At 36.8% G+C, this 14,243-nt stretch carries 5 protein-coding genes; all 5 read left to right on the forward strand.

The genetic code is table 11. From position 1 onward, the window contains the following. Nucleotides 1–9: 9 nt before the first annotated feature. The gene (locus tag C1A40_RS13050; RefSeq protein ID WP_102996272.1) at nt 10–2,973 is read left to right on the forward strand and encodes a glycoside hydrolase family 2 protein; all 2,964 of its coding nucleotides are present in this window, start codon (nt 10–12) and stop codon (nt 2,971–2,973) included. A gap of 10 nt (nt 2,974–2,983) precedes the next feature. Further along, nucleotides 2,984–6,022 carry a glycoside hydrolase family 2 TIM barrel-domain containing protein gene (locus C1A40_RS13055; protein ID WP_102996273.1) on the forward strand — a complete coding sequence of 1,013 codons (3,039 nt, stop codon included), beginning with the start codon at nt 2,984–2,986 and terminating at the stop codon, nt 6,020–6,022. Between the two features lie 107 nt (nt 6,023–6,129). After that, nucleotides 6,130–7,233 (forward strand): alginate lyase family protein, encoded by a 1,104-nt coding sequence (locus C1A40_RS13060; protein ID WP_102996274.1) that lies wholly within the window; start codon nt 6,130–6,132, stop codon nt 7,231–7,233. Nucleotides 7,234–7,249: 16 nt separating this feature from the next. Further along, a complete protein-coding gene (locus tag C1A40_RS13065; RefSeq protein WP_199287708.1) occupies nt 7,250–10,744 on the forward strand; it encodes a glycosyl hydrolase in 3,495 nt (1,164 codons plus the stop codon). 14 nt (nt 10,745–10,758) lie between these two features. Next, nucleotides 10,759–14,241, forward strand: coding sequence for an endo-acting ulvan lysase-like protein (locus C1A40_RS13070; RefSeq protein WP_102996275.1), 3,483 nt, complete (start codon nt 10,759–10,761; stop codon nt 14,239–14,241). Nucleotides 14,242–14,243 lie beyond the last annotated feature (2 nt).

Raw genomic sequence — 14,243 nt, forward strand, 5'->3', positions numbered from 1 at the left:
TATTACTAAATGAAAAAGTTTATCACACTATGTTTTATTGCTATTTTATGTTCTTGTGCAGAAAACCAACAGGTTGCAGAAGCCCTTACAAATAGTAATCGAACAAAATACAACTTCAATGTCGATTGGAAATTTATAAAATCTAATCCAGAGCAAGCACAAGATATAAATTATGATGATGCAACTTGGGAAACGATAAGTTGCCCGCATACCTTTAATGATATCGATACTTTCGACGATTTAAGTCACGGTCATCATGATGGCGAAGACAACCAATGGCGTGGTACGGTTTGGTATAGAAAGCATTTTAAATTACCTAAAGAAGACAATGGTAAAAAGGTATTCATTGAATTTGAATCGGTGCGTCAAATAGCCGATGTATACATCAATGGCGTTCATTTGGGGCAAAACCAAACAGGGTTTATTCCTTTTGGTTTCGACTTAACCCCACATCTTAAATTTGGAGAAGATAATATCATCGCTGTAAAAGTAAATAATGATCGTGGTGATCATTTTCGAGAAAATTTCCCGTTAGTATGGAATCACGAACACTGGCATCCAACCCACGGTGGTATCTACCGAAATGTTTTTCTGCATACCATGGATCCGCTTCATATTACATTACCGCTTTACGATAATCTAGAAACGGTTGGAACCTATGTTTATGCCGAAAATATTAGCGAAAAAAGTGCTGATATCACTGTTGAAACCGAAATTCAAAACGAGTACTCCAAAAAAAAGAACATCACATTGGTAACACAGATTATCGATAATGATGGTGCTGTGGTAGCCAAGTCTGTTAAAGATGTGGCAATTCCAAGCGGACAAAAAATGAAGGTTACATCGGTAACCAATATTCAAAATCCGCAACTTTGGTATACGCGTTACCCTTATATGTACAAAGTGGTATCGGCTATTAAAGAAAGTAATAAGGTGATTGATACTTACGAGTCGCCTTTAGGTATTCGCAATTTTGATTTTAATAAAGATTCAGGTTTTTGGATTAATGGTGAACAAATTAAGTTACACGGTTGGGGGCAAAAACCAACCAATACTTGGGCTGGATTAGGAGCTGCTTTACCAGATTGGTTACGCGACTTTACTTTTAAGTTAATGGATGAAGCTGGCGGAAATTTTATTCGTTGGGGACATTGTGCTGCTTCGCCCGCCGAAGTAGATATGGGCGATAAATACGGATTTGTTACCCTTATGCCAGGTGTGAGCGGCGAATCGGAAGATGAAGGTGAAACCTGGGACATCCGCTATAAAGCTTTTAAAGATTTAATAGTGTACTACCGTAACCACCCATCTATATTTATTTGGGAAGGTGGAAACTGGGCAGAATCTGAAGCCCATTACAAAGAAATTCTAGAGGCTATTAACACCTTCGACCCTAAAGGAAAACGCTTGATGGGAAACCGTCGTGCAGATGTTAAAAACGATTCAGAAGGTTATGTGTCTATCGAAATTGGTACAGAGGGTTGGGAACGAGAATATCCAGATTTACCGCTAATCGAAAGTGAGTATAATCGTGAGGAATCTCCAAGACGTATTTGGGATAAAAATTCGCCAGACGATAATTTTTATAACCATCCTAACATCAGTAAAAATACCTATAAATTAAGTTCGGAAGAATTTGCGGTGCGCCAAGCCGACCATTGGTGGAATAAAATGGGTAAAAAAGCCTACCATTCGGGAGGTGCAAATTGGGTTTTTTCAGATGGTCCACATGGTGGCCGCTGTCCTACGGAAGTCACTCGTGCTAGTGGCGAAGTGGATGCCGTACGGTTACCAAAAGAAGCTTTTTACGCTTTAAAGGCTATGTGGCGCCCAGAGCCGCAAGTGCATCTTGTAGGGCATTGGAATTATGAAGTAGACACTAAAAAAACAATGTATGTCATGTCTAACTGTGCTTCGGTTAAGTTATATGTGAATGATAAATTGGTAGGCACGAATTCAAATCCTGAAAATGGCTATGTCTTTAAATTCGATAATGTCGCTTGGGAATCTGGTAAAATAAAAGCAGAAGGCTTTATAGATGACGCCTTAAAAACCACTCAAACAAAAGAAACGACAGGAGAACCTGCGGCTTTAAAATTAACATCTATTACGGGACCAGAAGGTTGGTTGGCAGATGGTTCGGATGTTGCTTTAATTGATGTTGAAGTTGTAGACGCCCAAGGCAGACGATGCCCATTAGCAAAAGGACGTGTAGACTTTACTATAAGTGGTCCAGCAACCTGGCGCGGTGGATACAATAGCGGAAAACCAAATAGTACCAACAATCTATATTTAGATATTGAGGCGGGTATTAATCGTGTGGCTGTGCGTTCTGTTTTAGAGTCTGGAACGGTAACTATTACTGCTAAAAAACCTGGATTTAAGGATGCTAGTATCACGCTTAAAAGCTTACCAATCGATTTTAAAAATGGATTAACAACAACGCTTTCACAAGTTTATACCAATGTATTAGCCAAAGAGCCTTTACCAACGCACACGCCAGAAATGCCAGAATATGTTCCGGGAGTAAAGAATAGAAGTGAATTGTTTAAAAAATTCAGCTATACCGGCGATGGTAAGGCCAAGTTAAGAACTAACATGCATTGGGGTAAAAAAGCATATACCGATTTAGAATATAATTATACCGTATTACCTAGGTACTTGAATGAATCGGAATATGTTAGAACGCCTAATTCCGATAATCGTTATTGGGCGCGTGATCAGTTACAATTTATTGCTGGTAAAAAAATGCACATTTATGTATTGCATGACGATACCGTACCACGCCCAGAATTTTTATTGAGAGATTATGAGGACACAGGAGATAATGTAAATGTGGTTGGGGCAAGTATGTCTGTGTTTCATCGTGTAGCCGAGGAGGGTGAAAGTATTATTATGGCTGGAAATAGCAATGGTGATGCGCCAGAAAACTGTAGAATGTATACCGTTATGGTCAAGGAATTTAAAAAGTAATTTAAAGAAAATGAGAAGTAAAGGCGTAGTTTGTTTGTTAATTATACTGTGTTTAATAATATATAAAACAGAGGCACAACGTATAGAAACCAATTTCAATAATAATTGGCATTTTATATTAAAAGATAGCCCTGACTTTTCTAAGGAAAATGTTGATGATTCCTCATGGAAGTTGCTTAATGTTCCACACGATTGGTCTTTCGAAAAAGGTGTTCGAAAAGGTGGCGACCAAGGCCAAGGTGGCGGGTACCATGATGGCGGAATTGGTTGGTATCGAAAAACATTTTCGGTTAACAAAGTGAGTCTGTCTAAAACTACCTATATCAATTTTGATGGCGTTTATATGAACAGCGAAATTTGGATAAATGGAAACAGGTTGGGTAAAAGACCTTACGGCTATATCAGTTTTAGATATGATATTTCAAAATATTTAAAAGCAGGAAAAAATACGATTGCTGTACGTGTAGATAATAGTTTAGAGCCTTCGGCAAGGTGGTACCACCCATGTGGTATTTATGCTCCTGTAAAGCTGATTGAGGTCAATCCAACACATTTTAAGCCTAACACCATTTTTATAAAAACGCCTTCTATAGAAAAACAACAAGGCGTTGTTTCTATCGACGCAGAAATTAAAGGCGCTACTAAAGGTTTAAAATACAAAGTGGAGTTATTGACTGCAAACGGCAAAGTAATAGCAACATATAGTGAAAATTTAGACTCAGCACAACCAAGTGTTCAATTGAAAGTAAAAACACCTAAACTCTGGAGTCCAGAAACGCCAAATCTTTATAAAGCCATAACGCAAATTCTGGATGGTAAAAAGGTTATTGATGAGAAAACAACCACCTTCGGATTTAGAACTGTTGCATGGAAAACCGAAACCGGGTTTTGGTTGAATGATGAAAATATAAAATTTAAAGGTGTTTGCGAACATTGGGAAGGTGGTCCAGTTGGAGGGGCTTGGACAAAGCCCATGTTGCGCTGGAAATTACAATCTTTAAAGGATATGGGTATCAATGCTATTAGACCGTCGCACAATCCTACACCGCCAATGTTTTACGATATTTGTGATGAAATTGGCTTGTTGGTAATGGATGAAATTTTTGATGGCTGGCATAAAAAGGCACCCGAAGATTATGGCAAACAAGCCTTTGATGAATGGTGGCAAGCCGACGTAAAAGAGTGGATTACTAGAGACCGCAACCATCCTAGTATTTTTGTGTGGAGTTTGGGTAATGAAACCCATAGCGATGTAGCCCCAGAAATGGTAGCATTTGGTAAAAATCTAGACTCAACCCGATTGTTTACATCTGGGGCAGGAAATCCAGAAGATATGGACATTCAGGGTGTTAATGGCGGGTCTGAAACAAAGTCTTTTATAGAGAATAACAAATTAACAAAACCTTTTATTTCTACCGAAGCACCACACACTTGGCAAACAAGAGGGTATTACAGAACCCAAACTTGGTGGCGCGATAATGAATTACCAGGGACTTATGAGCTTCCTAATTTAACCGAAAAGGAGATTTTCTTTTACGAAGGCATTAATCCAAAAGATTGGAAAAATAGAAAACAGCGTTTTAACTCTTCTTATGATAATGCTACGGTACGCGTTTCGGCAAGAAAATATTGGGAAGTGATGCGTGATACACCATGGCATAGTGGGCATTTCCGCTGGACAGGTTTCGATTATTATGGAGAAGCTGGTTTAGTACACGGGGGCTTGCCTTTTAACTTGTTTATGGGAGGCGCTTTGGATGTTGCAGGGTTCAAAAAAGACTTGTATTATTTCTACCAGAGTCAATGGACAGAAAAACCAATGATTCATATGTTGCCACATTGGACGCATCCAAGAATGAAAAATGGTACGGTGATTCCGGTTTGGGTTTACGCTAATACAGATGAAGTAGAATTGTTTCTTAACGGAAAATCTTTAGGAAAAGATAAACCAGGAACCGTTTGGAACGAAATGCAATGCGAGTGGCTAGTGCCATACGAAGCGGGAAGGCTTGAAGCAGTTGGATATATTGATGGAAAGGAAGTTAATAGAACGTCATTTTCAACGGCGCAGCAACCATCAAAATTAAAAACTAGTATTCTAAAATTAGACGCCGAAGCAAGTTTTACAGACAGTTTTATAGTTACTTCAGAAAGTTTAGATACTGATGGCCATTTATACCCTTACGGAGAAAACAAAGTGTTTTACCATATTCAGGGTGATGTCAAGAAAATTTCCATGGAAAATGGAAATCCAATAGACCCTACAAGCAGAACTAAATCTGATTTTAGAGCCTTGTTTTTTGGGAAAACGAGACTGTTTTTAAGAGCCTTGCCTAAGGCTAAACAGGCCTCGGTGGTAACCGCATTAATCTTAGGTGATAAGGCATTATATACCTCTGATTTAATTACAATTGATGCGCAGCAAATTCAACTTTTTGGAAAATCGAAAACTTCAGATTTAGAAATCCGTTACACCACCGATGGCGAAAATCCGGAAACGCATGGCAAGCTTTATAAAGATCCTTTTAAGGTTGAAGATGGCACGACAGTGAAAGCCATTGTAAAACAAAATGGTAAAACGGTTTTATCTATGGAAGAAACTTTCGGTAAAAATGAAGGTCTGTTTTGGGGCGATGAACATTCTGCCGATATGTGGATTGGTAGAGGTGTAAATATTTCTGCCGAAGAAGGTATTTTAACAGGAGCCGCCAAACCGAGTAGAGAAGTGCATCGATTTAAAGGTTCTGGTTTTGTCGATTTTAAAGGTGGCGAAGGCTCTATCACTTGGTATCAAGAAAACGATGGTGAACCTGGCGATTATAGTATACGCTTTAGGTATATGCATAACAACGAGGGGAAGTTACACCCAATGAAGCTGTATGTAAATGATGAATATGTAAGAACCATTGAATTTAAACCAACAGGAGGTTGGGAAAAAGAATGGAAGTTTGTGCCTACCATTATTGTACTGCAATCTGGAGCTAATAATATCAAATTAGAAACCACAGGTGAGAGTGGGCCTTATATAGACGAGTTGTTTATTGATTAATACTTTAAAAGATGATTATAGTATATATAATAAGTGGCTTATTATTAGTTAATGCTTTGTTATTAAAATTTAGTAGAAATAGAGACAATAAATAGAAATAAAAAAACATGAGAAATAAACAAGTATTGTTTTTTTTGGGATTATGTTTCTTTTTTTGGGGAAGTACATTCAGTCAAAATCTAAATGATAGGTCTAATGAATTAATAAATAAAGCAAAAAACTTATTAACGACTAAAGTATATTCTGTAGTGCATAAAGTTGGAGTGCCTCCAAGTGGTAATAAACATGACTATATGAGTATTGGTCCGTATTGGTGGCCAAATCCTGAAACCGAAAATGGCTTGCCATATATTAGAAAAGATGGAAAAGTAAATCCGGAATCTCGAAACAATTACACAGATTTTTCTACACTAGATAACTTTATTTCTGCTGTTAAAACACTGCACAGGGCATACTACTTAACCAAGGAAGAGAAATACGCCAATAAGTGTTTGGAGTTGATAAATACTTGGTTTTTAGATGAAACTACTAAAATGAATCCTAATGTTAATTATGGACAGTATGTTCCGGGAGAGTCAGAAGGAAGGTGTTTTGGTATCATTGAGTTTAGCGGGATTACAGAAGTAATCGAATTTTTAGAACTCGCTAAAGATAGAAACACATTGGATAAAAAAACCGAGAGCGGTATGCTTAAATGGTTTAAGGAATATAGCGATTGGTTAATACATAGTAAATTAGGGAAACAAGAATCTACTAGAACAAATAACCACGGAACACACTATGATGTACAATTGTTAAATATTCTACTGTATCTAAATAAAAAAGAAGCAGTTAAAAAGTACCTCTCCACAATAACAAAAGATCGCATATTTAGCCAAATAGAACCTGATGGGAGTCAGCCATTAGAATTAGCACGAACTAAATCATTTTCCTATTCGGTAATGAATTTACATGGGTTTTTAGAATTGGCCATAATGGGGGAGCAAGTGGGGGTGAATCTTTGGGATACAGTTTCTGAAGATGGAAGGAGTATAAAAGTAGGCTACCAATATTTACTACCATATTTAACTGCTGAAAAGGATTGGGAGTATCAACAAATTACAGATAAAAAACATTCCGAATCGAAACTGTTATCGGATTTGAAGTTGGCTAAAGAAGTGTTTAATGATAACACTTTTGATAAAGCACTTAATACCTTAAATAAAAAATAAACTTGGATTTTAGATCATGCAAAAGTTAGTTTCATTAATCATATTATTACTAGTTTTTGGGGTTTGTCAATCTCAAGAAGCTATGGACGAAGCTTTAAAGGGTGGCTTTAAAAATCCGCCAAACCAAGCCAAAGCCCGTACATGGTGGCATTGGATTAGCGGTAACGTATCAAAATCTGGAATTATCAAAGATTTGGAGGCTATGAAAGCAGTAGGGATTCAAGAAGCCCAATTGTTTAATGTAGATTTAGGTTTTCCTGCTGGTCCTGTAGATTATTTAAGTGAAGACTGGTTGGATTTATTTCATTTTTCGGCTCTTGAAGCAAAACGATTAGATTTAGAACTCACTTTTCATAACACCGCCGGCTGGTCCTCTTCTGGTGGGCCATGGATAAGTCCGGAATATGCCATGCAAACCGTGGTATTTAGCGAAATTATAGTTGAAGGCGGTAAAGCCATTAAAAAGCAGTTACCACAACCTGAAACCAAATTAAATTTTTATAAAGATATTGCTGTTCTGGCCTTTCCTAAACCTAAGCAAACAGTAAAAATTGACGATTTAGATTTTAAAAGTTTATCGGGACGAATTCGCAATCATTTGTTGCCAGATACAAAATATATACCTTCTGAAGCTGTCATTCAAAAACAAGACATTATTGACCTCACAGCACATCTCAATGAAGCAGGTATTTTAGAATGGAAAGCCCCTAAAGGCGAATGGGTGATTCTAAGATTAGGACATACGCCTACAGGTAAAAAAAATCATCCTGCACCAAAGGGCGGCCATGGATTGGAGGTTGATAAAATGAGTACAAAGGCGGTAGATGTGTATTGGGAAGGAGGCATTCAACCAATTCTCAATAAGTTGGGCGATTTAGTAGGTACAACAGTTAATAATTGTTTAATAGATAGTTATGAGGTTGGAACCGCTAATTGGACTGCTGAATTTGATGCTGAATTTGAAACATTAAGAGGCTACAGTTTGGTCTCTTATTTACCAACTTTAGCAGGCTATTATGTGGAAAGTGGCGAAGTTACCGAGCGTTTTCTTTGGGATTTCCGTAGAACCATTGGGGATTTAATGGCAAAAAATTATTATGCTCATTTTCGGGATTTATGCCATAAAAACGGCTTGAAATTTTCGGTAGAACCCTATTGGGGACCTTTTGATAATATGCAAGTGGGAGCCACCGGCGATATTGTCATGTGTGAGTTTTGGAGTGGTGGTTATCCGTTTTTCGATTCGCCTAAATTTGTGTCTTCCATTGCACATTTAAACGGAAGTTCTATTGTAGGCGCCGAATCCTTTACGGGTATTGGCGGCTGGGACGAGCATCCTGCGCAACTCAAATCTATTGGTGATAGAGCATGGGCCGAAGGTATTACCCGATTTATTTTTCACACCTATGTACACCAACCTTGGGATGTGGCTCCAGGTTTAGCTTTAAGTTATCACGGTACCGATTTTAATCGCCTCAATACCTGGTGGCGTCAAGGTAAAGCATTTATGGATTACATCGCTCGTTCGCAGTTCATGCTTCAACAAGGTAAAAATGTTGCCGATGTGCTTGTGTTTACAGGGGAATCTTCACCAAATACAGCTTTTTTATTACCAGAAATAAAGCATTTAGGATATGATTACGATTTAATTGGGTCGAATAAATTGTCAGATTTATTTGTTAAAAACGGAAAAATTTGCACCCCTGTGGGTGGACAATACCAAGTGTTAATGTTACCAGAATCAGATTGGATCAAACCAGAAACGCTTCATAAAATTGAAGATTTAGTAAAAGATGGTGCCAAAGTAATTGGCAGTAAACCCAAAAAATCGCCAAGTTTAGAGCATTTTTCAACTTGTGATGCGGAGGTAAAAAGACGGAGTGATTTTCTTTGGGGGAAGGGTTTGGTTATGGACATGACGATAGTCGATTTCTTAAAGGGTAATAATATATTGGCTGATTTTAAGATTGAAAGTGATGACGCCTCCGATATCAGTTTTATCCACCGAAAAACAGATGAAGCCGATATTTATTTCATCGCCAATGCCCGAAAGGAAAGTCGGGAAATTAAAGTCCGTTTTAGAGTATCCGATAAGCAACCTGAAATATGGCAGGCAGAATCCGGCACCATTAAAAAGCCTGCTGTTTGGCAAAATCATGCAGATGGCACCACGAGTTTACCACTGCAATTGGGTATGGAAGAGGCCGTGTTTGTAGTTTTTAAAAAGGCTTCAAAAGAACAAACGCAGTTGGTTTCAGCTCAGATTACCGTAGAAAACCCAAACCCAGAACTACTTTCAAATTTAAATATTATTAAAGCAGAGTATGGCACGTTTCTTCAAGAAGGTTTGGTAGATATTACAGATAAAGTTGCAGCCGAGGTAAAAGATAATCAATTGCATATTCAAGCCAGTCGACATTTTTGCGATTGCGATCCAGCCATGGGGTATATAAAGGAGTTTAGAATGGAATACCAAATTGGTGAAGACATTAAAACGATATCTGCACAAGAAAAAGAGTTTGTAAATATTAATGCGGGCGACAAAAAGTTAACCGTGTTAAAAGCGGTTTTCGGAAAATTTAAACCAGAAACCAAAGGAGTACCCAAACATTATCCAGTTCATGATGTTACCAAAAAAATCAAGCAAGAAATAGCATTAGGTAATTTGGTAATTCCTGTAAACAATCAATTGATAGGAGGAAAGACTCCTGAAGGTGATAACACTACGATAAAAATAACATTTACCACCAATGGTGTAGTGCAAACACTTTTTGTTCCCAAAGGGAGACCATTAAATCTTTCAAAAGATAGGAGCAAACCAGAAATTGTTTTAAACGATGGTGAAGCACAGTGGATAACCCCATATCCTGGAGAGCTTACTTATAAAAATGCATCTGGAAAAGTGATGACTAAAATAGTCAAATCAGTACCGCAACCTATCATGCTTGCGGGAACTTGGGATATTGAATTTCCGAAAGATTTAGTTGCACAAAATAAAGTAAGGTTTGATAAATTTAAATCGTGGTCAGCTGTTGAAAATGAAGGTATTCAACATTTTTCAGGAACAGCGAGTTATCATAAAACCTTTCAGCTATCCAAAAAACTATTGAAGTCTGGTCACAAATTAGAACTCGATTTAGGAAGCGTTGCTGTAATCGCAGAAGTGATTATAAATGGAAAACCAGTAAGGACACTTTGGAAAGCACCTTTTAGATTGGATATCACTAATTACGTGAAATCTGGTAAAAACACACTTGAAGTTAAGGTTACCAACCTATGGCCAAACCGATTAATTGGTGATGAAAAGTTACCGTTGGATTTTGAACGTAAAGGTCCTAAAATAAAAAGCGTACCAGATTGGTTGCTAAATAATACCAATCGTCCGAGTGAAAGAACCACATTCCCAGCTTGGAAACATTGGGATAAGGAGGACGAATTATTAAGCTCTGGATTGTTGGGGCCCGTAAAGATCAATATATCAGAAATAAGAAAACTAAAGTTAAATAACTAATTAAGACTAAAAAAATGAAAAAAATAATATTAGGATTATTCCTTTTAAAGGTGGTGTTTTTGTCAGCACAATCTTTACAGCACCCTGTCATTTGGACAACACCTGCAGAAAAATCGGAGGTTTTGTCAAAAATTAACAATTACACTTGGGCAAGTACTATTGTGTCTCAAGTAAAGGGGCATGTAGATTCCAAAGTAAATGCACATGTTACCAATCCGGCAGCTTTTTTAAATACTATTTCGGCATTAGCTACAGATGATAATGTATCAGAAGCGCAAGCTGGTTCAGCTATTTCAGCACACTCCTCAACTTTACAACACGCTTCGTATGCTGCGATGATGTATTATATTTCTGGAGAAGAAAAGTATGCGCAATTCGCTGCAGATGTTTTGTGGTATTATATAGAAGAACTTGCTCCTAGAACGCCAGATAAGACTGCAATGAGCGGCAATTATTTTGCAGACCCTCGTACTGGGTATTTACAATTTGCTATCGCTTATGATTTTATGGTAAACTATTTAAAAGAACCTGAAACTAGGGTGTATCAAAAATCTTCAGGAAATAAAATTCCTTTCGATAATGTTAAGGCGCAAGAAGCAGTGCACAATATAGCAATGAACGCATTAGGAGAATTTACGGGTGTAGATAATAGATATGGAAGAACAGTAAGTAACCATCCTATTTTAACAGCTCCAGGTTCTTTATTTACTATACTTTGTGTAGAAGATGATGCAGAAAGGGAAAGAATGTTTAATGTTTTCTGGAACATTGGAACGAGGCGACAAAACTCTTTTACCAGAACCATCTTACCCATATTTGGAGAACAAGGTATTTGGCCTGAGCCTGTGAGCTATAGTTTTATGCCCAATGTAACTATGGTACTTAATATAGTGGATCGTCTTAAACCAGAATTAAATGTAATGGATAATTACACGAATATATTAGATGGAAACTTTCTATTTGATAATTTAAGGCACCCTAATAGAAGTTTTGTGCGTTTTGGCGATTCTAAGAGATACAGTGATCAAACAAGAAAAATTTATAGATATACGCATAATTTGGCATCTAGAAAGGGATTAACTGATTATGTGAAAAAAGCAGAAATAGCATTAAGACAGGGTTATGATGCTGTTGGCGGTTACACTCCAAACATCGGAATAAGTACTTATGAAAACGTAGATGCTTTTGAACAATTGTTTTGGGCTGCAGACATACCAAATACTATTGATGGCGAAATAGATTTTCAAAAGCCAACAGTAATTATTAAACATGCAGGTGTAGCTCTACAACGCAATTATGTAGAACAGAATAATGAAGATTATGGACTTTGTGGTATTATAGGTGGGGCACATTATGTACATTCTCATGTTACAGGAATAACTATGGAATTGTATGGAGCCAACCATATTATGGCTCCTGGAGCTGGATTACCACAAACAGTTGCAGAAAGAAAATTACCAGAGCATACAAATTATTTTTGGAGACACGCAGGGAATAATACTATGATTGTAAATGGTACTACACATGGTATTCAACCTGGTTCTTGGAACTCAGATTCTTATTTATGGATGAACACAACTGTTAATGAAGCTGCAGAACCAAAACATTTAGAAGATCCTATTAATCCTAATTTTAGTTTTGCAACTCAATTTTTGGATGATACTGTAAATAATGACCAACAGAAAAGAACACTAAGTACTATTAGAACAAGTGAAACTACAGGTTATTATTTTGATATGTTCCGTTCTAAATCTTTAGGTACGAACAATTTTCATGACTACATATATCATAATATAGGAGATGTAACAAATATTACGACGATGGATGGAACAGAATTAGCGGTTTCTCCAACAACAAGGTATCAAAATGATATAGGGGATTTACAAAAATCACCAGGGTGGCGTTTCTTTGAAAACACTAATGTTACACAAGCTACAAATGATGCTGTAAAAGTTCGATTTGATTTAGAGGAAACTAATACATATATGAACATGTTTGCACCATCAGGTGTTAATAGAGAGTATACCAAAGCACTTGGGCCAGCCACTAGGGAGGCAAAAGGAGGTTATATTAACAAGAAAACACAAATTGTAGCCATTAGACAACAAGGGGAAGCTTGGGATAAACCGTATGTACATATTTTCGAACCTTCTAAATCTGCAAACACAAGTGTTAAATCCGTAGAGCATTTGTATAGAGGAGGAGTTATTGTAGGAGCCATAGTAAAAAGTCAGATTGGAGATAAGGTTATTAAAGATTATGTTATTTGTCAAGAAGATGCTTCCAAAGTATTGAGTCTTCCAAGTATAGGAGTTGAATTTACAGGACATTTTGCAATTATTCGACGTGAGCAAGATTTGGAAAAGGCTTTTGTTACTTTATATATTGGCGAAGGAAAAAGCCTTTCTTTTGGCGAACATTCATTACAGGTAGGAGCTAATGATAAAGGCCAAAAAATTATTGAAGTGGCAGTTGATGATAGCAGAACTCTTGGTTTTAAGGATTTAGTGAATAATCAAGAATTTATGAAAGGTTCAGATGTGACTGTAGAGGCATTGGTTGGTTCAGATTTTACTGAAGCGACATTATATGTTAATAATATCAATGTTGGTAAAAAAACCGCTGCTCCATTTGTTTGGTCATCAATATCTGAATTAACAAACTTAACAGAACTTAGTTATGTACTAAAAATTGAGGCCAAGGATGTTCAAGGTAATCTTGAAGAAAGATCATTAACCATTGTAACACCTAATCAATGGCCTTATACATCGGATAATAAACCACATCCAGTACCTGGAAAAATAGAATTTGAACATTATGATAACGGTGGAATCGATATTGCGTACTGGGATAAAGCAAATCAAAATAGTTCATCCTTTAGACCAGATGAAATGGTAGATATTAGTAGTAATGGGCAAGTTGTGAGAGATATAAAAAATCTAGAGTGGTTAGAATATACAATTGACGTTGCCCAAACAGGAAATTATGAATTAGAAGTAACCCATCAAACAAGACGAAGTCCAGCATTTAGACAATTTACGGTTTCTTTTCCAGATGAAAATATGACCTTTTTAAGTGATGTCATATTAACCAATACAGGTTCTGGTGCATATTTAATAGAATCTGTTGGGGATTTTGATTTGGAAGCGGGAGAGCATGTATTAAGATTTAGTTTATTTAATTATGGTTTTGACTTAGACTCCTTTGAATTAAAACTAAACAGTCTTTCGGTATCAGATATCCAAAATGAAAGTAAACTCAAAATAGATGTATTTCCCAATCCAGCGAGTCATTCATTTACGGTAAAAGTGGATAAATCTAATTGGGAGAACATTAGTATTTATAGTGTTCTAGGTAAAAAGGTTTATACCAATAACAGCGTTCAAAACAAGTTAATTATAAATACACAAGAACAAAAAATGACCAGTGGATTGTATTTTATAGTAATTCGAGACCAAAAAGGAAATCAACATACACAAAAGCTAATCTTAAAATAATT

Origin of the sequence: Tamlana carrageenivorans, assembly GCF_002893765.1 — a bacterium.
Taxonomy (GTDB): domain Bacteria; phylum Bacteroidota; class Bacteroidia; order Flavobacteriales; family Flavobacteriaceae; genus Pseudotamlana; species Pseudotamlana carrageenivorans.